This is a genomic window from Streptomyces sp. NPDC024555 (genome assembly GCF_055559335.1).
Map to the genome: position 1 here is coordinate 89,481 of NZ_JBVHKV010000011.1, position 21,528 is coordinate 111,008.

At 74.0% G+C, this 21,528-nt stretch carries 16 protein-coding genes and 1 riboswitch; of the genes, 11 read left to right on the forward strand and 5 right to left on the reverse strand.

From position 1 onward, the window contains the following. Positions 1–2: 2 nt before the first annotated feature. Both ACZ4FH_RS20245 and ACZ4FH_RS20250 read left to right on the forward strand, forming a co-directional pair. Positions 3–1,970 (forward strand): helix-turn-helix domain-containing protein, encoded by a 1,968-nt coding sequence (locus ACZ4FH_RS20245; protein WP_467306316.1) that lies wholly within the window; start codon positions 3–5, stop codon positions 1,968–1,970. A gap of 49 nt (positions 1,971–2,019) precedes the next feature. Beyond that, positions 2,020–2,922, forward strand: a complete 903-nt coding sequence (locus tag ACZ4FH_RS20250; protein ID WP_467306318.1) for a LysR family transcriptional regulator — start codon at positions 2,020–2,022, stop codon at positions 2,920–2,922. Positions 2,923–2,943: 21 nt separating this feature from the next. Here ACZ4FH_RS20250 and ACZ4FH_RS20255 read toward each other — a convergent pair whose 3' ends face one another. Next, positions 2,944–3,177, reverse strand: a complete 234-nt coding sequence (locus tag ACZ4FH_RS20255) for a ferredoxin (protein WP_383632691.1) — start codon at positions 3,175–3,177, stop codon at positions 2,944–2,946. Beyond that, positions 3,177–4,640 (reverse strand): aldehyde dehydrogenase, encoded by a 1,464-nt coding sequence (locus tag ACZ4FH_RS20260; RefSeq protein WP_467306320.1) that lies wholly within the window; start codon positions 4,638–4,640, stop codon positions 3,177–3,179. The genes ACZ4FH_RS20255 and ACZ4FH_RS20260 overlap by 1 nt, the downstream gene beginning before the upstream one ends. A 268-nt stretch (positions 4,641–4,908) precedes the next feature. On the opposite strand from ACZ4FH_RS20260, the gene ACZ4FH_RS20265 reads away from it, so the two are divergent. Continuing rightward, the gene (locus ACZ4FH_RS20265; protein WP_467306321.1) at positions 4,909–5,949 is read left to right on the forward strand and encodes an MBL fold metallo-hydrolase; all 1,041 of its coding nucleotides are present in this window, start codon (positions 4,909–4,911) and stop codon (positions 5,947–5,949) included. A gap of 79 nt (positions 5,950–6,028) precedes the next feature. Here ACZ4FH_RS20265 and ACZ4FH_RS20270 read toward each other — a convergent pair whose 3' ends face one another. Next, positions 6,029–7,054 carry a C40 family peptidase gene (locus ACZ4FH_RS20270; protein WP_467306323.1) on the reverse strand — a complete coding sequence of 342 codons (1,026 nt, stop codon included), beginning with the start codon at positions 7,052–7,054 and terminating at the stop codon, positions 6,029–6,031. 357 nt (positions 7,055–7,411) lie between these two features. Beyond that, positions 7,412–7,530, forward strand: a riboswitch (cobalamin riboswitch). Between the two features lie 117 nt (positions 7,531–7,647). Here ACZ4FH_RS20270 and ACZ4FH_RS20275 point away from each other — a divergent pair. The 6 genes from ACZ4FH_RS20275 (at position 7,648) to ACZ4FH_RS20300 (ending at position 14,034) form a co-directional block, all read left to right on the forward strand. After that, positions 7,648–8,904, forward strand: coding sequence for a prenyltransferase/squalene oxidase repeat-containing protein (locus ACZ4FH_RS20275; protein ID WP_467306324.1), 1,257 nt, complete (start codon positions 7,648–7,650; stop codon positions 8,902–8,904). Then, positions 8,901–9,590, forward strand: a complete 690-nt coding sequence (locus ACZ4FH_RS20280; RefSeq protein ID WP_467306325.1) for an SCO2322 family protein — start codon at positions 8,901–8,903, stop codon at positions 9,588–9,590. The genes ACZ4FH_RS20275 and ACZ4FH_RS20280 overlap by 4 nt, the downstream gene beginning before the upstream one ends. Next, a complete protein-coding gene (locus tag ACZ4FH_RS20285; RefSeq protein ID WP_467306327.1) occupies positions 9,587–10,759 on the forward strand; it encodes an energy-coupling factor transporter transmembrane component T in 1,173 nt (390 codons plus the stop codon). The genes ACZ4FH_RS20280 and ACZ4FH_RS20285 overlap by 4 nt, the downstream gene beginning before the upstream one ends. Then, positions 10,756–12,486 (forward strand): ABC transporter ATP-binding protein, encoded by a 1,731-nt coding sequence (locus ACZ4FH_RS20290; protein ID WP_467306328.1) that lies wholly within the window; start codon positions 10,756–10,758, stop codon positions 12,484–12,486. The genes ACZ4FH_RS20285 and ACZ4FH_RS20290 overlap by 4 nt, the downstream gene beginning before the upstream one ends. Next, entirely contained in the window at positions 12,483–13,301 is an 819-nt protein-coding gene (locus tag ACZ4FH_RS20295; RefSeq protein ID WP_383632715.1) for an ECF transporter S component, read from the forward strand. Before ACZ4FH_RS20290 ends, ACZ4FH_RS20295 begins: the two co-directional genes overlap by 4 nt. A gap of 304 nt (positions 13,302–13,605) precedes the next feature. Then, the gene (locus tag ACZ4FH_RS20300; protein WP_467306330.1) at positions 13,606–14,034 is read left to right on the forward strand and encodes an aggregation-promoting factor C-terminal-like domain-containing protein; all 429 of its coding nucleotides are present in this window, start codon (positions 13,606–13,608) and stop codon (positions 14,032–14,034) included. Positions 14,035–14,109: 75 nt separating this feature from the next. On the opposite strand, the gene ACZ4FH_RS20305 is transcribed toward ACZ4FH_RS20300, so the two are convergent. Next, positions 14,110–15,378, reverse strand: coding sequence for an alpha/beta hydrolase family protein (locus ACZ4FH_RS20305; RefSeq protein ID WP_467306332.1), 1,269 nt, complete (start codon positions 15,376–15,378; stop codon positions 14,110–14,112). Positions 15,379–15,615: 237 nt separating this feature from the next. Between ACZ4FH_RS20305 and ACZ4FH_RS20310 the strand changes: the two genes are divergently transcribed. Then, positions 15,616–18,726 carry an alpha-N-acetylglucosaminidase gene (locus tag ACZ4FH_RS20310; protein WP_467306333.1) on the forward strand — a complete coding sequence of 1,037 codons (3,111 nt, stop codon included), beginning with the start codon at positions 15,616–15,618 and terminating at the stop codon, positions 18,724–18,726. A 43-nt stretch (positions 18,727–18,769) separates the two neighbouring features. On the opposite strand, the gene ACZ4FH_RS20315 is transcribed toward ACZ4FH_RS20310, so the two are convergent. Continuing rightward, positions 18,770–19,939 carry a steroid 3-ketoacyl-CoA thiolase gene (locus tag ACZ4FH_RS20315; RefSeq protein WP_467306334.1) on the reverse strand — a complete coding sequence of 390 codons (1,170 nt, stop codon included), beginning with the start codon at positions 19,937–19,939 and terminating at the stop codon, positions 18,770–18,772. 317 nt (positions 19,940–20,256) lie between these two features. Between ACZ4FH_RS20315 and ACZ4FH_RS20320 the strand changes: the two genes are divergently transcribed. Further along, entirely contained in the window at positions 20,257–21,507 is a 1,251-nt protein-coding gene (locus ACZ4FH_RS20320) for a cytochrome P450 (protein ID WP_467306336.1), read from the forward strand. Positions 21,508–21,528: the final 21 nt, after the last annotated feature.

A 21,528-nucleotide genomic window follows, 5' to 3' on the forward strand; every position in this document is an offset into this window, starting at 1 on the left:
CCATGACCGAACCGCTCCCCTCCGCCGCCGCGCATCTGCGGCGCCTGTTCGACCTGCTGGCCGACGACGCCCCCGCCGAGGAGCTGGGGGCGGTCGTCTCGGGGGCGCGCGAGGACGGGGTGGCCGCCGGTGAACTGGCGGAGGTGGAGCGGGCGACGGCGACGGCGCTGCGGATCCGGGGCGCGCTGCGGCAGCACCGGCGCCGTGAGCTCCAGCTCACCGCGCTCTTCGAGACGGCGGGCGATCTGGCGGCCTCCCGGGAGCTGGACGACGTGCTGAAGGCGATCGTGCGGCGGGCCAGGATGCTGCTGGGCACCGACACCGCGTATCTCACGCTCCCGGACGAGGAGGCCGGGGACACCTACATGCGGGTGACCGACGGATCGGTCTCGGTGCTGTTCCAGCGGCTGCGGCTGGAACTGGGCGAGGGGCTGGGCGGTCTGGTGGCGCAGACCGCGAGCCCGTACGCGACCCCCGACTACCGCACCGACGACCGCTTCCGCCACACCCGCAACATCAACGCCGGGGTGCTGGACGAGGGGCTGGTCGCCATCCTGGGCGTGCCGCTGCTGCTGGGCTCCAGCCGGGGCGGGACCGGCAAGGTGATCGGGGTGCTCTTCGCGGCGGACCGGGCGCCCCGGGTCTTCGGTCCGGACGAGGTGGCGCTGCTGTGCTCGCTGGCCGCGCACGCCGCGATCGCCATCGACACGGCCCGCGCGCTCGCCGACACCACGGCGGCGCTGGCCGGTCTCGCGGAGGCCAACGCGGAGCTGGCCGAGGCCAATGCCTCGGTGCGGGCGCATTCGGCGGCGATGCGGCGGGCCGAGGAGTCGCACGACCGGCTCACCGATCTGGTGCTGCGCGGACGGGACGTGAAGGACGTGGCGACGGCCGTCGCCGGGCTGCTGGACTCCCCGCTGACCATCCACGATCCGGCGGGCCGGCCGCTGGCCGCGGTCCGCCCGGACGGGACGGACTTCGCGGCCGACAGCATGGACGCCGGCTGGCTGGCGGAGGCGGCCGAGGAGTCGCGTACGGGGGCGCGGGCCGTGCACCGCGACGGGCGGGTGGTCTGCGCGGTGCTGGCCGGGCAGGAGCTGCTGGCCGGTCTGGTGCTGCACCGGGGGCGGCGGCTGGACGACTCCGACCGGCGGCTGTTCGAGCGCTCGGCGGTGGTCACGGGGCTGCTGTTGCTGCTGCGGCGGACGGTGGCCGAGACGGAGAACCGGATCCGGGGCGAGCTGATCGCGGACCTCCTGAGCGATCCGGACCGCGATCCGTCGGGGCTGGCCGAGCGGGGGCGGCGCCTGGGCATCGATCTGGACCGCCCGCATCTGCTGCTGGTGGCGGAGGCCGGGGCGCGGGAGCGGCTGGCGCCGGCGGCCCTGCGCTATCTCTTCGGGTCCGACATCCGGGGCGTGAGCGCCGAGCACGCCGGGACGGTGGTGCTGCTGATCGAGGGCGGGGCGGCGGCCGCGGGCCCGGCGGCCCGCGCGGCGGCGGCGCAGCTCGGCCAGCTGGCGCAGGGCCCGGTGACCGTGGCGGCGGCGGGTCCGGCGCGCGGTGCCCGGGAGCTGGCCGCGGTGTACGGGGAGGCGGCGCGCTGTCTGCGGGCGATGCGGGTGCTGGGGCGTACCGGCGAGGGCGCCTGTGTGGAGGAGCTGGGCTTCCTGGGGGTGGTGCTGGGCAACGGGCAGGACGTGGCGGGTTTCGTGGCGGCGACGCTGGGTCCGCTGCTGGAGTACGACGCGCAGCGCGGCACGCATCTGGTGCGGACCCTCGGCGCGTACTTCGGTGCGGGCGGCAGTCTGATCCGGGCCAAGGACGAACTGCATGTGCATGTGAACACGGTGGTCCAGCGGCTGGACCGGATCCAGGTGCTGCTGGGCCGCGACTGGAACGAGCCGGACCGGGCGCTGGAGCTCCAGCTCGCGCTGCGGCTGCACCTGCTGTCGGGGGCAAAACCCTGACTAGAATCCGCTCGGACCAGACGGTCGTGGACGACGGGGGCGGGGCCGGATGGAACTCCGGGACATCGAGATCTTCCTGACGGTCGCCCGGGAGCTGCACTTCGGCCGCAGCGCCGAGCGGCTGCACGTGAGCACGGCCCGGGTGAGTCAGGCGATCAAGAAGCAGGAACGGCTCATCGGCGCCCGGCTCTTCGAGCGCACCAGCCGGCAGGTGCGGCTCACCCCGGTCGGCGAGCTGCTCCAGCGGCGGCTGCGCCCGGCGTACGAGGGGATCCAGGACGCGGTCACGGAGGCGACGGCCTTCGCCCGGGTGTCGGTGGGGACGTTGACGCTGGGCGTCATGGGGGCGCAGACGCATGAGCTGGTGCCGGCGCTGAACCGGTTCCGCACCCGGTATCCCTCGGCCGAACTCCGCTTCCGCGAGGTCTTCTTCAGCGATCCGTTCACGGCGCTGCGGGCGGGCGAGGTCGATGTGGTGACCACCTGGCTCCCGGTGCGCGAACCGGATCTGACGGTCGGGGCGCTGCTGCGCGAGGAACCGCTCCGGCTGATGGTGGCCGCGCACCATCCGCTGGCCGGGCGGGAGTCGGTGAGCCTGGAGGTGCTGGCCGAGCACCCGGTGCCGCGCGTCGCCACCAGCGTTCCGGCGTACTGGGAGGCGGCGGTGCTGCCCGAGCGCACCCCGTCCGGGCGCCCGGTGCCCAGGGGCCCGGAGGTGACCACGTTCTACGAGGTGCTGGCGCTGGTGGCGACGGGCGACGCGGTCTGCACGGTCCCGGACGAGGGGCGGCGCTACCACCCCCTCGACGGGATCGTCTATCTGCCGGTGCACGACGCCCCGCCGGTCCGGTGGGGCCTGGTCTGGCGGACGGACCGGGTGCCGCCGCTGGCCCGCGCGCTGGCCGGGGCGGTGCAGGAGCAGCGGGAGGCGGAGGCGGCCGGGACCGGGTGAACCGGGCCCGGCCGCCGTCCGTCAGTCCTCGGGCGGGAAGACCACCTCGCCGGAGTCGGCCAGGGTGAGGGTGATCGCCTCGACCGGGCAGCCCTCGGCGGCGGCGAGGACCCGTTCGTTGGCGTCGGTCTCGGGGTCGACGGGGTGCGACTGCCGCGCGGTGTCCAGCCGGAAGCCGTCCGGCGCGTGGTTGACGCACATGCCGGAGCCGATGCAGACGCCCCGGTCGACCTCGACGCTCCAGCGGTCGCCCATCAGGCCTCGCCCCCGTAGCCGGCGGGCAGGTGGATCATCTTGTGCTCGAAGTACTCCCCGTACCCCTCGGGTCCGAACTCCCGGCCGAGCCCGGAGTTCTTGTAGCCGCCGAACGGGCCGAGCATGTCGAGGCTGAAGGTGTTCACGCTGTACGTGCCCGTCCTGACCCGGCGGGCGAGGTCGATGCCGTGCTCGGTGTCGGCGGTCCAGACGCTGCCGCTGAGCCCGTAGTCGGAGTCGTTGGCGATCCGCACGGCCTCGTCCTCGTCGCCGTACGGCAGCAGGCAGATGACCGGGCCGAAGATCTCCTCGCGGGCGATGCGCATGGCGTTGTCGACATCGCCGAAGAGCGTCGGCTCGACGTACCAGCCGCGTTCCTGGGAGGCCGGGCGGCCGCCTCCGGTGAGGATCTTGGCGCCCTCCTCCTGGCCGATCCGGATGTAGTCGAGGGAGCGCTGCTGCTGGCGGCGGGCGACGAGCGGGCCGAGTTCGGTGGCCGGGTCGAGCGGGTCGCCGACCTTGAGCGCGCCGGCCGCCGCGGCGAAGGCCTCGGCGGTCTCCTCGTAGCGGGAGCGGGGGACGAGGATGCGGGTCTGGGCCACGCAGGCCTGGCCGTTGATCATCCAGGCGAAGGGCACGATCCCGGCGACGGCGGCGTCCAGATCGGCGTCGGGGAGGATCACGGCGGCGGACTTGCCGCCGAGTTCCAGGGTGACGCGGGTGAGGTTGCGCGAGGCGACCTCCATCACGCGCCGGCCGGCGGCGACGGAGCCGGTGAAGGAGACCTTGTCGACGCCGGGGTGGGCGACCAGGTATTCGCTGACCTCGCGGTCGGCGGGCAGGATCGACAGCACCCCTTCGGGCAGCCCGGCCTCGGCGGCGATCTCGGCCAGGATGTAGGCGTCCAGCGGCGATTCGGGCGACACCTTCAGGATCGCCGAGCAGCCGGCGAGCAGGGCGGGGGCGAGTTTGGCGGCGGCGGTGAACTGGGGGACGTTCCAGGGCACGACGGCCGCGACGACGCCGACGGGCTCCCGTCGCACCAGCAGCGGCCCGAGCGCCCCGTCGCGGCGCTCCTCGTACGGGAAGCTGCGGGCGACGGTGAGGGCGGCGTCCCAGACCATCATGGCGGCCAGGGCCTGGACCATGACGCTGGAGGTGTAGGGGGTGCCGTTCTCCGAGCTGATGACGCGGGCGATCTCCTCGTACCGCACCGCGAAGGCGTCCTTGATCCTGGTCACGACGGCGATCCGCTCGTCGAGCGTCGTCCGGGACCAGGGGCCGTGGTCGAAGGCCTGCCGGGCGGCGGCGACGGCCCGGTCCACATCGCCCTCGGAGGCGTGCGGCACCCGTCCGATGACCTGCTCGGTGTGCGGGGAGACGACCTCGATGACGTCCCGCCCGAGCGGATCGACCAACTCCCCGCCGATGAACAGTTTTCCGTGTTCGACAAGCTCGCTCATGGCTGCTGCCTCCCGCGCCGCGGCCTGGGGCGCCCTGCTGACGCGCACCCCTTGATCTGACTCCGTGTCAGAACTGATACCAGTTCCAGTTACAGGAGTCCACGGGCGGGACGACTCCCGTCCGGGCCCGAGGGAGGACCGCGAAGGACGGACCCGGGAATGAATGGTCGACCGGGGCTACCACTGAAACAAGTTCTCGTTACAGTGGACGCGGTGCGCCGCGGCCGAAACTCCGCACGTCGCCGCGGCCTCGACGAGATGGGGAGTCATGACGCAGGTGATCAACCACGGTGGCGGCGTCCACAGCATCAAGGTCCCCATCCCGGACAATCCACTCGGGCACACCCTGGTCCACCTCCTCGACACGGACCGGGGACCGGTCCTGATCGACACCGGCTGGGACGATCCGACGGCCTGGGACACCCTCACGGCGGGGCTCGCCTCGCTGGGCACGGCCGTCTCCGACATCCACGGCGTGGTCATCACCCACCACCACCCCGACCACCACGGCCTGTCCGGACAGGTCCGCGAGGCCTCCGGGGCGTGGATCGCCATGCACGCGGCGGACACCGCGATCGTCCGCCGCACCCGCGCCTCCGAACCGGGCACCTGGCTCGCCTACCTGGCGGCCAAGCTCACGGCCGTGGGCGCGCCCGACGACCACGTCGCCCCGCTGCTGGCGGCCCGGGAGCGGGGCGGCCGGATGCGCACCCTGCCGGGGCTGGGCGCCGCCGTCCCGGACCGGGAGATCGTGCCGGGCGAGCTGCTCGACCTGGCGGGGCGCAGCCTCCGCGCCGTCTGGACCCCCGGCCACACCCCGGGCCATGTCTGCCTGCACCTGGAGGAGGAGCATCCGGCCGGACTGCCGGGCCGGGGGCGGCTGTTCTCCGGGGACCATCTGCTGCCGGGGATCAGCCCGCACGTCGGTCTGTACGAGGACCCGGACGACGCGACGGAGACGGACCCCCTGGGCGACTACCTGGACTCGCTGGAGCGGATCGGGCGGCTCGGGGTGGCGGAGGTGCTGCCGGCCCACCAGTACGCGTTCACGGACGCGGCCGGGCGGGTGCGCGAACTGCTCGGCCACCACGAGGAGCGGCTGACCGGGCTCCTCGCCCTGCTCGCCGAGCCGCTCACCCCGTGGCAGCTGGCCGAGCGCATGGAGTGGAACCGCCCCTGGGAGCAGATCCCCTACGGTTCGCGGAACATCGCGGTCTCCGAGGCCGAGGCGCATCTGCGCCGGCTGGTGAAGCTGGGGCGCGCGGAGGCGGTGGCGGGCAGCGGGCCGGTGGCGTACGTGGCGGTGTGACGCCGTACGGACGGCTGTGGGCCCGCCGGGAACTCCCGGCGGGCCCACAGTCGTTGCGGTGCGCGGACCGCGGCCGGACTCAGATGCGCACGGCGCCGTAGAAGCTGCCGATGGTGCTCATGGACTCGTAGCGCACATAGGCGCCCGAGTACGGGGCGTGCAGCACGGTGCCGTTGCCCGCGTAGAGGCCGACGTGCGAGTTGCCGTTGAAGAAGACGAGGTCGCCCGGCTTGAGCTGGCTCTGGCCGATCCGGGTGCCCTGGTTGATCTGGGTGTACGTGGTACGGGTGATGTTGGCACCGGCCTGGGCGTACGCCCACATGGTCAGGCCCGAGCAGTCGAAGGAGCCGGGACCGGCCTGGCCGGGGGCGTACGGCAGGCCGATCCGGCTCTTGGCGGCCTGGAGCGCGGCGGCGCCGAGGCCGGAGGCGGGGGCCTCGTTGCCCAGCTGGACCCGGGAGCTCGCGTCACGGCTGGCGCGGACGTCGTCCGCGCGCAGCTGATCACGCTCGGCCTGGGTGAGGGTGTTGAGCAGCTGGCGGGCCGCGGCGAGCTTGGTCTGCTGCGTCTTCTTCTTCTCGCCGAGAGTCTTGCGGACCTGGGCGAGATTGCTGAGCTTGTCCTGGGCCTCCTTGCGCTCCTGCGCGAGGGCCCGCTGCTTCTCCTGGATCTTCGTCAGCGACTGGGCCTGCTTGGCCGTCAGCTGGTCCAGGGCCGAGGCCTGGTCGAGGAAGCTGTCCGGGTCCGAGGAGAGGAAGAGCTGCACGGAGGGGTCGAGGCCCCCGGAGCGGTACTGCGCGGCGGCGAGCATGCCGAGCCCGGCCCGCATCCCGTTCAGCTCCTGCTGACCGCGCGCCACCTTGTCCTGGATGGCGTCGATCTGCTTCTGGAGCTTGTCCTGCTTCTCCTTGGCGAGGCTGTACTGCTCGGTGGCCTCCTCCGCCTCGTGGTAGAGCTTGTCGACCTTCGCCTTGACCTCGCCCTTGGTCGGCTTGGGGTCGGCGTGGGCGGCCTGGGAGGTGAGGGCCACCGCGGCGGCGGCAGTGGCGGTGAGCACGGTCACACGAGCGCGGCTCGGCTGCTTGGGACGACGGTGGGACGCCACGAAGGCGAGCTCCTTCTTCCTCCGGCCGCCTGCCGGGAACACTCAAAGGGGGACGGATCCCCGGCTCCGTGCACACCACGGACTCGGCGGGTCTTCGCGCCACCCCGGGTGGGTGATCAATCGTGCGAAGGTTCGAAGCCTGACCATAGTGACCTTCCTGTGATGACTTCAAACCCCCAGCGGCAAAAACTCTGCGGAACGGTCATGAAATCCGCGCACACCACACCGCGCGTAGCAGCCGTCTGACGGTCCGTCCCCGAACGGGGCGCGTGCCCGGTGCCCCTCCCCCGGGCCCGTACGCGCCTTGCGCGCGTGGCCACCGTCACGCCTGGGCCCGCCGGGGAGGCGGCACCCGCCCGGTAGAGTGGCCCGGTCGTCATCATGCCCGTTCAGGGGGAAGCCGGTGCGAATCCGGCACTGACCCGCAGCCGTGACCGCCTCCCGGGGCGGGAGTCGGAATGCCCTGCCCGTGTCGTGACCGGCTCGTGCCGTCGGGAACCCCCGGTGGCCGGCACCGTCGAGGTATACGGAGCCGGAGCCCCGGTGCCTGTGCGCGCCCGTGCCCGGTTCCTCCAGGAGAGGTCCCGCCCGCCATGACCGTACGCCGCAGCGCGGCCGCGCTCGCCGCCACCGCCGCCGTGCTCTGCGTGGCCGCGGCCCCGGCCGCCGTCGCCGCGCCGTCCCCCTCGCCCTCCGCCGCGCTGCCCTCGGGTCTCTACGGCACCAAGGACCCGACGTACGACGGTGTCTGGCGGCAGTCCCTGGCCTTCGCCTCGCAGCGGGCCGTGGGCGTCACGCCCGCCGGCAAGGCCGTCGACTGGCTGCTCGGCCAGCAGTGCGACAGCGGCGCCTTCCCCGCGTACCGGGCGGACACCTCCGTGCCCTGCGACGCCAAGACGCCGATCGACACCAACGCCACGGCCGCCGCCGTGCAGGCTCTGCACGAGGTGCGCGGGCACGAGGACGCGGTGCACCACGGGGCCGCCTGGCTGAAGTCGGTGCAGAACGAGGACGGCGGCTGGGGCTACACGGCCGGCAGCCCCAGCGACGCGAACTCGACCTCGATCGTGATCGGCGCCCTCGCCCGCGCCGGGGAGAAGCTCGGCGATGTGACGACGCACGGCGGGAAGACGCCGTACGACGCCCTGCTGGCCCTGGCCGTCCCGTGCGGCGGCAAGGACGGCGGCGCGTTCGCCTACCAGCCCGACAAGGCCGGCAAGCTCGTCGCCAACGGCGACGCCACCGCCGCCGCCGTGCTCGGCTCGCTCGGCAAGGGGCTCGTCGTCGGCAACAACGCCGCGGCGAAGGAGCCCACCTGCACCGCGGGGGCCGTGACCGAGCCCGAGCAGGCCGCGCAGAACGGCGCGTTCTACCTGGCCGGGGCGCTCGCGAAGACCGGCCATCTCAACGCCCCGCCGATGCCCGGCGCCGAGGACAGCGCCCCGCAGCCCGACTACGGCAACACGGCCGACGCGGTCGTCGCGCTCTCCGCGTCCGGACACAAGGACAAGGCCGCGCCCGCCCTGAAGTGGCTGAAGGCCAACTCCGCCGCCTGGGCGAAGGAGAACGGCCCCGCCGCCTACGCCCAGCTCGTCATGGCCGCCCACGCCACCGGCTCCGACGTCCACGACTTCGGCGGCGCCGACCTCGTCGCCCAGCTCAACGCGACCGGCCCCGAGCCGGCCGCCGTCAAGCAGCCCCAGTCCTCCGCCTCCAAGGACGAGGAGAAGAAGGACAGCGGCGACGGCGACGGCATCGGCGGCGTCTGGTGGTTCGTCGGGATCGGGCTCGCGGTCGGCGCCGGCGCCGGCTTCCTGATCAGCGGCCGCCGCAAGAACCAGCAGCTGTGAGCGCGCGCCGCGCCGCACGGGCCGCCGCGCTCCTGGTGGTCCTGGGCACCCTCCTGGCCGGGCTCGCCACGGGCACGGCCCAGGCCGCCGGCTACCGCTACTGGTCGTTCTGGGAGGGCTCCGGCGAGAAATGGGCCTACGCCACCCAGGGACCGTCGCTGGTGCGCCCGGAGGACGGCGCGGTGGCGGGCTTCCGGTTCGCCGTGAGCGCCGACTCGCAGGACGCGGCCACGCCCCGCCGGGCCCCCGACTTCGCGGCGATCTGCGCGGACACGCCCGCGAAGGACGGCACCAAGCGGATCGCCCTCGTCATCGACCCCGGCACCGCCGCCGACGCCCCCTCCGGCGAGACCCCGCCCGCCCCGCGGACCGCGTGCGCCCGGGTGCCCGGGGACGCCAGCGCCGCCGACGCCCTCGCCTCGGTCGCCAAGCCGCTGCGCTACAACGGCGACGCCCTGCTCTGCGCGATCACCGGCTATCCGGCCTCGGGCTGCGGCGAGCAGGTCTCCGGCACCGGCAGTACCGGCGAGAAGTCCGCCCCCGCCCCGGAGCCCGCCACCGCGGACGCCTCCGCGGGCGGCGGCGACTCCGGCGGCGGCCCGTCCGCCGGGGTGCTCGTCGGAATCGGCGCCGTCCTGCTCCTCGGCATCGCCGCCGTCGCCCAGGCCCGCCGCCGCCGCGGATGACCGGGCGGACGACCGGCGCGCCCGCCGCCGGGCCGGACGCGCCCCCGGTGCGGCTGCCCGCCTGGCGGGCGCCCGCCGCCACCCGGAGCAACGCGCTGCCCGCCGGGGCCTGGTGGCTCTGGGCGCTGGGCCTGGCCACCGCCTCGTCCCGGACGACGAATCCGCTGCTGCTCGGCCTGTTGGTCGGCGTGGCCGGCTATGTCGTGGCCGCGCGCCGCACCGACGCGCCGTGGGCCCGGTCGTACGGGGCGTTCATCCGGATCGGGCTCTTCGTGATCGGGGTGCGGCTGCTGTTCTCCGTCTTCCTCGGCTCGCCGATCCCGGGCACGCACCTCGTGTTCACGCTGCCCGAGGTGCCGCTGCCGGACTGGGCGAAGGGCGTCCGGATCGGCGGCCGGGTCACCGCCGAGCAGCTGGTGTTCGCGCTGTACGACGGGGCGAAGCTGGCCGCGCTGCTGATCTGCGTCGGCGCGGCGAACTCGCTCGCCAACCCGGCCCGGCTGCTGAAGTCGCTGCCCGGCGCGCTGTACGAGGCCGGGGTCGCGGTCGTCGTCGCGATGACCTTCGCCCCGAACCTGGTCGCCGACGTGGTGCGGCTGCGCACCGCCCGCCGGCTGCGCGGCCGGCCGACCGGCGGGGTGCGGGCCGTCCTCCAGATCGGGCTGCCGGTGCTGGAGGGCGCGCTGGAGCGCTCGGTGGCCGTGGCGGCCTCGATGGACGCCCGCGGCTACGGCCGCACCGCCCGGGTCCCCGACGCCGTCCGGCACACCACGAACGTCCTCACCCTGGGCGGACTGCTCGGGGTGTGCGCGGGCACCTACGGACTGCTCGCCGCCGACGGCGCGGCCTACGGGACGCCGCTGCTGGCCGCCGGGCTCCTCGCCGCGGTGGCCGGGCTGCGGCTGGGCGGGGCGCGTTCGGTGCGCACCCGCTACCGGCCCGACCGCTGGGGGGTACGGGCCTGGCTGGTCGCCGGGTCCGGGGCGGCGGTCGCGGTGGCGATGATCTGGGCGGCCGGAGCCGATCCGGCGGCGCTGCGCCCCGGGGTCGTCCCGCTGACCGCCCCCGTGCTGCCGCTGTGGCCGGCCGCCGCCGTGCTGATCGGCCTGGTGCCGGCGTTCGTGGCGCCCGTGCCCCCCTCCCCCACACGTTCCGAGGTGGCGCTGTGATCCGGTTCGACGATGTTTCGGTGCGGTACGAGGGGGCCGGACGCCCCACCCTGTCGGGGATCGACCTGACCGTGCCCGAGGGCGAGCTGGTGCTCCTCGTCGGGCCGTCCGGGGTCGGCAAGTCGACCCTGCTGGGCGCGGTGTCGGGGCTCGTCCCGCACTTCACCGGTGGCCGGCTGACCGGGCGGGTCACCGTGGCCGGGCGCGACACCCGGACCCACAAGCCCCGGGAGCTCGCCGATCTGGTCGGCACGGTGGGCCAGGACCCGCTCGCGCACTTCGTCACCGACACGGTCGAGGACGAGCTGGCGTACGGGATGGAGTCGCTGGGGCTGGCCCCGGACGTGATGCGCCGCCGGGTGGAGGAGACCCTCGACCTGCTGGGGCTCGCCGGACTGCGCGACCGGCCCATCGCCACCCTCTCCGGCGGCCAGCAGCAGCGCGTCGCGATCGGCTCGGTCCTCACCCCGCACCCCCGGGTCCTGGTGCTGGACGAGCCGACGTCCGCGCTGGACCCGGCGGCGGCCGAGGAGGTCCTCGCGGTGCTGCAACGGCTGGTCCACGATCTGGGCACGACGGTCCTGATGGCGGAGCACCGGCTGGAGCGGGTGGTGCAGTACGCGGACCAGGTCGTCCTGCTGCCCGCGCCGGGCGCCGCCCCGGTGACGGGCGCGCCCGCCGAGGTGATGGCCCTCTCGCCGGTGCATCCGCCGGTGGTGGCGCTGGGCCGGGCGGCCGGCTGGGAGCCGCTGCCGCTGTCGGTCCGGGACGCCCGGCGGCGGGCGGCCGGGCTGCGGGAGCGGCTGGCGGGGAGCGAGCCGGGGCCGTCCGGCGGGGCCGGTGCGCCCGGCTCCCCGGCCGGGGTTCCCGCCCCGCCCCCGCCGCGCCCCGCGCCCCGGCGCCCGGCCCTGGCCCGGCTGCTGGGCCGGGGGGCGTCCGGGGCGCCCGCGCCCCGGGACACCGGCGGGGCGCTCGCCCGGACCGAGCGGCTGGGGGTGCGGCGCGGCCGGATCGAGGCGCTGCGCGGGGTGACGCTCGATGTGGTTCCCGGAGAGGCCGTGGCCCTGATGGGACGCAACGGCGCGGGCAAGTCCACCCTGCTCTCGGCCCTGGTCGGCATGGTCGCCCCGACGTCCGGGACGGTGCTGGTCGGCGGGCTCGCCCCGCACCGCACCCCGCCGCCCGAGATGGTGCGCCGGGTCGGTCTCGTCCCGCAGGAGCCCCGCGATCTGCTGTACGCGGACACGGTCGCCGCCGAGTGCGCGGCGGCCGACGCGGACGCGGGCGCGGAGCCCGGCAGCTGCCGGGCCCTGGTCTCGCGACTGCTGCCGGACGTGGCGGACGCCACCCATCCCCGTGATCTGTCCGAGGGGCAGCGCCTCGCGCTGGCCCTGGCCCTGGTGCTGACCGCCCGGCCGCCGCTGCTGTTGCTGGACGAGCCGACCCGGGGGCTGGACTACGCGGCGAAGTCCCGGCTGGTGGGGGTCCTGCGCGGGCTGGCCGCCGAGGGGCACGCCATCGTGCTGGCGACCCATGACGTGGAGCTGGCCGCCGAGCTGGCGCACCGGGTGGTGATCCTGGCCGACGGGGAGGTCGTCGCGGACGGGCCGACGGCCGAGGTCGTGGTGTCCTCGCCGGCGTTCGCCCCGCAGATCTCGAAGGTGCTGGCCCCGCAGCGGTGGCTCACGGTGGCGCAGGTGCGCGCGGCGCTGGGCGGTGCGGTGTGAGCGGGCGGGGGACGCGGCCGGTGCGGCTCGGGCCGCGCGCGGTGGCCGCGCTGGTGCTGATCAGCCTGATCGGGGTGGCGGCCTTCGGCTGGCCGCTGCTGGCCGGGCCGGATTCGGGGCTCGCGCACTCCGAGGACGCGCCGTGGCTGTTCGCCGCGCTGCTGCCGCTGCTGGTCGGGGTGGTGGTCGCGATGATCGCGGACTCCGGTCTGGACGCGAAGGCCGTGGCGATGCTGGGGGTGCTGGCGGCGGTGGGGGCCGCGCTGCGTCCGCTGGGGGCCGGGACCGCCGGTCTGGAGCCGATGTTCTTCCTGATGGTGCTGAGCGGGCGGGTGCTGGGGCCGGGGTTCGGTTTCGTGCTCGGGGCGGTGACGATGTTCGCCTCGGCGCTGCTGACCGGCGGGGTCGGGCCGTGGATGCCGTTCCAGATGCTGTCGATGGGCTGGTTCACGATGGGCGCCGGGCTGCTGCCGGGTGCGGAGCGGCTGCGCGGCCGGGCCGAGCTGCTGATGCTGGCGGCGTACGGGGCGGCGGCCTCGTTCGCGTACGGCACGGTCATGAATCTGTACGGCTGGACGATCGTGCCGGGGCTCGGTTCGGGCGTCTCCTTCCGGGCCGGTGACCCGCTGGGCGAGAACCTGGCCCGCTTCCTGGCGTACTGCGCGGCCACCTCGCTGGGCTGGGACCTGGGCCGCGCGGTGCTCACCGTGGTGCTGACGCTGACCGTCGGGGCCGCGCTGCTGAAGGCGCTGCGCCGGGCCACCCGCCGTGCCGCCTTCGAGGCCCAGGTCACATTCGGGCCGTCCGCGGAGTGAGGGCACCCACAGGACTTTGGTCCTGTACGAAGCGGCCTAGGAGACCCGGAGCGGGGTCGTACACCCCCCTTACCGCCCCTGTGACCTGCTATGGAGCATTTTGGGGTGGTTCGGGACCTTCGGTCCGGGGTGCGAGGCGAGGTCGTAACGAGGGTCGTTGCGATGGTTGAAAGCCGCCGCTAACACTGGACACGTCGCCGAGCACCGCAGCGTCCACCGGACACGAACGCGGTCAACAGGCACTGGTCCACGCAGGATCCGGACCGGAGCACGCGACTCCCCCGTACCCGACGTTAGGTTCCCTGTGTCGTTCGCCCGTAACATCCTCGCCCGTCGTAAGTCCGCCGTCGCCGGTGCCGCCCTTCTCCTGGGTGCCTCCGGTGTGGCCCTGGGCGTCACCCCGGCCATGGCGGCCACCCCGGCCGCCGCGCCGACGTCCTCGTCCGGAAGCGCGCAGGACACGGCCCGGCAGATGATCGGTGACGAGGCCCAGTTCCAGTGCTTCAGCAACATCGTCAGCCACGAGAGCGGCTGGAACCCGACCGCCACCAACGCCTCCTCCGGCGCCTACGGCCTGGTCCAGGCGCTGCCGGGGTCGAAGATGGCCTCCGCCGGCTCCGACTGGCAGACCAACCCGGCCACCCAGATCAAGTGGGGCATGGACTACATGAACTCCCGCTACGGCAGCCCGTGCGGCGCCTGGTCGTTCTGGCAGGCCAACAGCTGGTACTGATCCGGCCCGGCACCGACCGGTGAATCCGAGGACCCCCGACCGCACCGCGGCCGGGGGTCCTCGCCGTTCCCGGGGTCAGTGGCGCGCCCCCAGCGCGTCGAACCAGCGCACGATCTGCGGGCCGGAGGCCAGATAGGTGCCGTTGTGGTCGGTGCCGCCCTGGTCGACGACCGGGGCCCGCACACCGCGCCGGGCCAGATCGGCCGCGCAGTCGCGGGCGTTGGCGATCGGCACGTCGGTGTCGCCGGACGAGGAGTACAGCCGCACCGGCACCCGGGGCTTCCACGCGCAGGTGCCGTCCTGCGCCCGGACCGCCTCCAGGAGCGCGCCCGTCGGGTGCTGGACCTTCTCGTAGAAGCGGTCGGTGAGCAGTTCCCTCACCGTGGCGGGGAGCGCCGAGAAGATCTCCTCCTCGGTGTGGTGGGTGTCGAACAGCGTCTCGACGACGTCCGCGTACGGCGCGCGGAACGCCTCGGCGGGGTCCCGGTAGATCGGGTGGAGCCGGTTCTGCGCGGTGAGGAAGTACGTGAGGTAGAAGATGCCGCTGGTGTCGTTGACCCGCCCGTCGAAGAGCGCGGGCAGTTCGGCGTCCTCGATGGCGTAGGGGCCGGAGACGGGTGCCAGGGCCTTCAGCGTGAACCGCCGGTCGGCGCCCTCCGCCAGCGCCCGGCCGAGCGCCATGGCGACCTGGCCGCCCTGCGAGAAGCCGCTCGCGTACACGTCCCCGGTCAGCGGTCTGCCCAGCCGCGCGGAGGCGGTGCGGGCGGCGCGCAGCATGTCGAGCGAGGCGCTGACGGACGAGGCGGTGTCCATGTACGGGTGGGGCCCGGGGCCCCTGCCGAGGCCCAGGTAGTCCGGGGCGGCCACCGCGCGTCCGGCGGAGGCGTGCAGATACGGGGCGTAGCGCCCGAAGTCCTCGCCGACGGAGGGCGCGTAGTCGCGGTGGACCATCGTGCCGTGGGTGTCGGCGACGAGGTCCAGTCGGTGCGGGCCGCCGGCCGGGAGCACCAGCAGTCCGGTGGCGGTGGTGGGGGCGCCCTGCGGGGTGACCGTGCGGTAGGTGAGGCGGTAGCCGCGCACGCCGTGGCGGACGGTGCCCGTGTCCATGCCGGCCGAGGCGAGGAAGTCCGTGACGCCGGCCCGGTCGTGGGCGGCGACGGGGGTGACCGCGAGCAGGGTGCCGCGGGCGGCGGTGTGTTCCCCGGCGTGGCGCGCGGGGCCGGGCCGGGCGTCCGCGGCGGTGGCGGGAAGGGTGCCCAGCGCGACGAGGACCACGGCCGCGGCGGCGGCGACGAGGCGTCGGGTGCGGTGCGTCGGTGCGGAGTTGACCGTGTTCTTCTGCATGGCCACGACGGTAGGCGGGGCCCTTCGGGCGGACCATCGGCGTGGACACCCGCCCGGGGTGCACCTGAGTGAACCCCGCCGACGGGGTGTGTCCCCCGGCCGTCCGGTGGGCCGTCCGGGGCCTGTCCGAAAGAAGTTGGGGACCCGTTGTCGCGCCTGCGGGCCGCCATTAACGTGCGCACCGCAGAATCCGGTTCACACCTGACGCACCATCCGTGGCCCTGCCCAAGGAGTGTCGTGACGCAGCTGTCGAGACGTACGCTACTGACCTCGGCCGGAGCGGCGGGCGTGTCCGCCGCGCTCGGCACGCAGATCCCGGCGGTCGCCGGACCCGCCCCCGGCACGGCCGGCACGGGGCCCGCGCAGGCGGCGCTGAGGCGGCTGCTGGGCGGGCACGCCGCGCAGTTCCGGCTCTCGCTCCTCGACCCGGCGGGCGGGGACCGCTTCCGGGTGGGCGGCCGGCGGGGCCGTGTGGAGGTCGCCGGGACGACGCCGGCGGTGATCCTGACCGGGGTGCACTGGTATCTGAAGTACACGTGCGACGCGGTGATCTCCTGGGCGGGCAGCCAGCTGGACCTGCCGGCCGTGCTGCCGGCGCCCCGGGAGGTGCTGGAGCGCCGGGCGACGGTCCCGCACCGGTTCACGTTCAACGACACCTACGACGGCTACACCGCCCCGTACGCCGACTGGGACCGCTGGGAGCGCACGCTGGACGTGCTGGCCCTGCACGGCTGCAACGAGGTCTATCTGACCGTCGGTCAGGAGGCCGTGTACCACCGGGTGATGCGGGAGTTCGGCTACAGCGACGCGGAGGCCAGGGCCTGGATCCCGGCGCCGACGCACCAGCCGTGGTGGCTGCTGCAGAACATGAGCGGGTACGGGGGCCCGGTGGGTCCGGAGCTGATGGACCGGCGGGCCGCGCTGGGCCGGCGGGCCGCCGACCGGATGCGCGAGCTGGGCATGTCCCCGGTGCTGCCGGGCTACTTCGGCACGGTCCCGGAGGGCTTCGCCGAGCGCAACCCGGGCGCGTCCGTCGTCCCGCAGGGCCAGTGGTCCGGATTCCGCCGCCCGGACTGGCTGGACCCGCGGACGGACGCCTTCGCCCGGGTCGCCGCCGCGTTCTACCGCCACCAGCGGGAGCTGTTCGGCGACGTCCCCTCGTACAAGATGGACATCCTGCACGAGGGCGGCAGCGCGGGCGGGGTGGACATTCCCGAGGCGGCGCGCGGCATCGAGCGGGCACTGCAGACCGCCCGGCCGGGGGCGACCTGGGTGATCATGGGGTGGACCGGCAATCCGCGCCCCGAACTGCTGGCCGCGCTGGACAAGACCCATGTGCTGATCGTGGACGGGCGCTCGGAGCTGGACGAGGCCACCGACCGGGAGAAGGAGTGGGGCAACACCCCGTACGCCTTCGGGGCCATCCCGAACTTCGGCGGCCGGACCACGCTGGGCGCGATGGCCCCGGCGTGGACCTCGAAGTTCCCGGCGTGGCGCGACAAGCCGGGCAGCGCGCTGGCCGGGACGGCGTATCTGCCGGAGTCCACCGACCGCGATCCGGCCGCCTTCGAGCTGTTCACGGAGCTGGCCTGGCGTCCGGAGGCGGTGGACCGGGCCGACTGGTTCGCCCGGTACGCGCGCTTCCGCTACGGCGGTCCGGACGCGCGGGCCACCGAGACCTTCGCGGCGCTGCGCGACACCGCGTACGACGTGCAGAGCGCCGACGGCCGCCCGCACGACTCGCTGTTCGCGGCCCGGCCCGATCTGGCGGCCGTCAACGCGACCTACTGGGGCACCACCCAGCTGTCGTTCGACTCGGCCGGTTTCGACACCGCCTTCGCGGCGCTGCTCGGCGTGAAGGAGCCGCTGCGCCGCTCGGAGGCGTACCGCTTCGATCTGACCGACTTCGCCCGTCAGGCGCTCGCCAACCGCTCCCGGCAGCTGCTGCCGCAGTTGCGTGCCGCGTACCTCCGCGCGGACCGCGAGGCCTTCGGGGTGCTGTCCGCGCTCTGGCTGAGGCTGATGCGGCTGAGCGAGGAGATGACGGGCGGGCACCGGGCGTTCATGCTCGGCCCGTGGCTGGACGAGGCCCGGCGGGCCGCGTCCTCGCCCCAGGAGGCGGCGCAGCTGGAGCACAGCGCCCGCGCGCTGATCACGACCTGGGCCGACCGTCCGGCCGCCGACGGCGGGCTGCTGGCCAACTACGCCAACCGCGACTGGCAGGGGCTGATCGGCGACTTCCATCTGCCGCAGTGGCAGACGTATCTGGACGAGATGGCGGACGCGCTCGCCCACGGCCGGGCACCGCGGACCTTCGACTGGTACGCGGTGGAGGAGCCGTGGACGCGCGAGCGCCGGAGGTATCCGCTGCGCGAGCTGACCGCGGCCGCCGTGCACCGCACCGCGCTGCGGGTGCACGACGTGCTGGCCGCCGCCCCCTACCAGGGCACGGTCACCGTCGCCGCGGACCGGGCGGCGGTGGCGCCGGGCGGCTCGGCCCTGGTCGAGGCCGCGTTCCGCAATGTCAACGGGCTGCGCGCGACCGGCCCCGTCGGTTTCTCGCTCTCCGTCCCCGGTCTGGACCCCGAGGCGCTGGAGCCGGTGGAGCTGTCCGGGGTGGCGCCGGGCGGCAGCGCCCGGACCAGCTGGCGGGTCACCGCCCCGGCGGGCGCCCCGAAGGAGCCGCTGGAGCCGCACCCGTTCACGCTGCGGGCGCGCTACGGGCCGCTCGGGGAGCGCCCGGTGACGGCGGTGACCGAGGGGCGGATCTATGTGGCCGGGCCGCTGGACGCCGGCTGGTCGACCGTCGACGCCAACGCGGCCTCCTTCGGCCAGGCCGGCGGCCGTTTCGCGATCGACGGGGCCGGGCGCGATCTGTGGGGCTCGACGGCCGAGTTCGGCGCGGTGTTCCGGGCCGGGGCGTTCCGGGACGGTGCGAGCGCGACCGTACGGGTGGACGCGCAGGAGAACACCGGGAACTGGGCGCGGGCCGGGCTGGTCGTCCGCAACGCGATGGGGACGAAGGGCTCGCGCGGTTTCCTGAATCTGGCGCTGACCCCGGTGAACGGGGTGGTGCTGTCCTACGACGGCAACGGCGACGGCACCCTGGAGAAGCGGGACTCGGTGCCCGGCGTCACCGGCCCCGTCCTGCTGCGGCTGACCCGGAGCGGCGGCACGTTCACGGGCTCCTGCTCCACGGACGGCGGCGCCACCTGGCGGGCCCTGGGCGCGGTGACGGTGCCGGGCGCGGCGGACGTCCAGGACGTCGGCTTCTTCATGACCGCGGCGAACGGCGGTTCGGGCCGGCGCGGCCGGGCCGATTTCAGCGGCTGGTCGCTGACCGGCTGAGCGCGTGTGCGGCCGGGGCCCGCGGGTCCCGGCCGCCCGCGGGTCAGAGGCGCTGGATGATGGTGCCGGTGGCCAGCGCGCCACCGGCGCACATGGTGATCAGGGCGAACTCCTTGTCCCTGCGCTCCAGTTCGTGCAGGGCGGTGGTGATCAGCCGGGCTCCGGTGGCGCCGACCGGGTGGCCGAGCGCGATCGCGCCGCCGTTGACGTTGACCTTCTCCAGGTCCTGGTCGAAGACCTGGGCCCAGCTGAGGACGACGGAGGCGAAGGCCTCGTTGATCTCCACCAGGTCGATGTCCTTGAGCGACATCCCGGCCTTGCCGAGCACGGCGCGGGTCGCGTCGATGGGGCCGTCGAGGTGGAAGTGCGGATCGGAGCCGACCAGGGCCTGGGCGACGATCCGGGCACGCGGCTTGAGTCTGAGCGCCCGCGCCATCCGCTTGGAGGACCACATGATCGCGCAGGCGCCGTCGGAGATCTGCGAGGCGTTGCCCGCGGTGTGGACGGCGGTGGGCATGACCGGCTTGAGCCGGGCCAGGCCCTCCATGGAGGTGTCGCGCAGCCCCTCGTCGCGGTCGACCAGCCGCCACATCCCCTGACCGGCGGCCTGCTCCTCCTCGGTGGTGGGGACCTGTACCGCGTACGTCTCGCGCTTGAAGCGCTCCTCGGCCCAGGCGGCGGCCGCCCGTTGCTGCGAGAGGAGGCCGAGGGCGTCGACGTTCTCCCGGGTGAGGCCGCGGTTGCGGGCGATGCGCTCGGCCGCCTCGAACTGGTTGGGCAGGTCGACGTTCCACTCGTCGGGCCAGGGCTTGCCCGGACCGTGCTTGGAGCCGCTGCCCAGCGGGACCCGCGACATGGCCTCGACCCCGCAGCTGATGCCGACGTCGATGACCCCGGCGGCGACCATGTTGGCGACCATGTGCGAGGCCTGCTGCGAGGAGCCGCACTGGCAGTCCACGGTCGTCGCGGCCGTCTCGTACGGGAGTCCGACGGTGAGCCAGGCGTTGCGCGCCGGGTTCATGGACTGTTCGCCGGCGTGGGTGACGGTGCCGCCGACGATCTGCTCGACGCAGTCGGCCTGGATGCCGGTGCGCCCGAGGAGTTCTCGGTAGGTCTCACCCAGCAGATAGGCCGGGTGCAGATTGGCGAGCGCGCCTCCGCGCTTGCCGATCGGGGTGCGTACGGCTTCGACGATGACGGGTTCCGCGGCCATGAGCTCGTCCTCTCCATCGCTCTTCCGCAGGGGCGTCCCGGCGCCGGCGGAAGGAACTAGTACGCGTTCTAGTTCTTTCAGCAGTCTTATGAGCCTTACCCCCGGTACGCAAGGGTCGTGCACCGACCTTGCCGCCGCCAACCACACCTCCTCACCGCGAACTTGTCCGGTTCACCACGCCTTCACGCAACAGATCGGGCCATGGGCCTTGTCAGTTGTAGAACTCGTTACTACCTTTCCCGGCAACTTCTGATGGGTCGTCAGACAACGCCCGACGGCTCTCGGACCGACCCGGAGTTCTCGACCTGGAGCCGCTGATGCCCTGCCCCCATCTGCCCGAAGGGTTCGACTTCACCGACCCCGACCTGCTCCAAGCCCGCGTCCCCCACCCCGAGTTCGCCCTCATGCGGGAGACCGCCCCGGTCTGGTGGTGCACCCAGCCCACCGGCATCTCCGGCTTCGACGACTCCGGCTACTGGGTCGTGACCCGGCACGCCGACGTCAAGTACGTCTCGACCCACCCCGAGCTGTTCTCGTCGAACACCAACACCGCCGTGATCCGCTTCAACGAGTCGATCAACCGCGACCAGATCGACGTGCAGAAGCTCATCATGCTCAACATGGACCCGCCCGAACACACCCGGGTCCGCCAGATCATCCAGCGCGGATTCACGCCCCGCGCCATCCGCTCCCTGGAGGAGACCCTGCGCCGGCGCGCCCGCTCGATCGTGGACGCGGCGCTCGCCTCGGCCGACGACAGCGGCGCGTTCGACTTCGTCACCAACATCGCCGTGGAGCTTCCGCTCCAGGCCATCGCGGAACTGATCGGCGTCCCCCAGGAGGACCGCGCCCGGATCTTCGACTGGTCGAACAAGATGGCCGCGTACGACGACCCGGAGTACGCGATCACCGAGGAGATCGGCGCCGAGGCGGCCATGGAGATCGTCTCGTACTCCATGAACCTCGCGGCGGCCCGCAAGGAGTGCCCGGCCAAGGACATCGTGACGCAGCTGGTCGCGGCCGAGGGCGAGGGCAACCTCTCCTCCGACGAGTTCGGCTTCTTCGTGATCCTGCTCGCCGTGGCCGGCAACGAGACCACCCGCAACGCCATCAGCCACGGCATGCACGCCTTCCTCACCCACCCCGAGCAGTGGGAGCTGTACAAGCGCGAGCGCCCCGAGACGACCGCCGAGGAGATCGTCCGCTGGGCGACCCCCGTGGTCTCCTTCCAGCGCACCGCGACCCAGGACACGGAACTGGGCGGACAGCGCATCAGGAAGGGCGACCGGGTCGGGCTGTTCTACTCCTCCGCCAACAACGACCCCGAGGTCTTCGAGAACCCGGAGGCCTTCGACATCACCCGCGACCCCAACCCGCACCTCGGCTTCGGCGGCGGCGGTCCGCACTTCTGCCTGGGCAAGTCCCTCGCCGTGATGGAGATCAACCTGATCTTCAACGCCATCGCGGACACCCTGCCGGACCTGCGGCTGACCGGCGACCCCCGCCGGCTGCGCTCGGCCTGGCTGAACGGCATCAAGGAACTGAGGGTCAGCACCTCGGCGGGCTGAGCGGCCCCGCCCCGGGGCCGC

What these genes read in the sequence shown, in the direction of transcription:
- ACZ4FH_RS20245 (WP_467306316.1), top strand. Translation starts at nt 3, where the DNA reads ATGACCGAACCGCTCCCCTCCGCCGCCGCGCATCTGCGGCGCCTGTTC.
- ACZ4FH_RS20250 (WP_467306318.1), top strand. Translation starts at nt 2,020, where the DNA reads ATGGAACTCCGGGACATCGAGATCTTCCTGACGGTCGCCCGGGAGCTG.
- ACZ4FH_RS20255 (WP_383632691.1), bottom strand. Translation starts at nt 3,177, where the DNA reads ATGGGCGACCGCTGGAGCGTCGAGGTCGACCGGGGCGTCTGCATCGGC.
- ACZ4FH_RS20260 (WP_467306320.1), bottom strand. Translation starts at nt 4,640, where the DNA reads ATGAGCGAGCTTGTCGAACACGGAAAACTGTTCATCGGCGGGGAGTTG.
- ACZ4FH_RS20265 (WP_467306321.1), top strand. Translation starts at nt 4,909, where the DNA reads ATGACGCAGGTGATCAACCACGGTGGCGGCGTCCACAGCATCAAGGTC.
- ACZ4FH_RS20275 (WP_467306324.1), top strand. Translation starts at nt 7,648, where the DNA reads ATGACCGTACGCCGCAGCGCGGCCGCGCTCGCCGCCACCGCCGCCGTG.
- ACZ4FH_RS20285 (WP_467306327.1), top strand. Translation starts at nt 9,587, where the DNA reads ATGACCGGGCGGACGACCGGCGCGCCCGCCGCCGGGCCGGACGCGCCC.
- ACZ4FH_RS20305 (WP_467306332.1), bottom strand. Translation starts at nt 15,378, where the DNA reads ATGCAGAAGAACACGGTCAACTCCGCACCGACGCACCGCACCCGACGC.
- ACZ4FH_RS20315 (WP_467306334.1), bottom strand. Translation starts at nt 19,939, where the DNA reads ATGGCCGCGGAACCCGTCATCGTCGAAGCCGTACGCACCCCGATCGGC.
- ACZ4FH_RS20320 (WP_467306336.1), top strand. Translation starts at nt 20,257, where the DNA reads ATGCCCTGCCCCCATCTGCCCGAAGGGTTCGACTTCACCGACCCCGAC.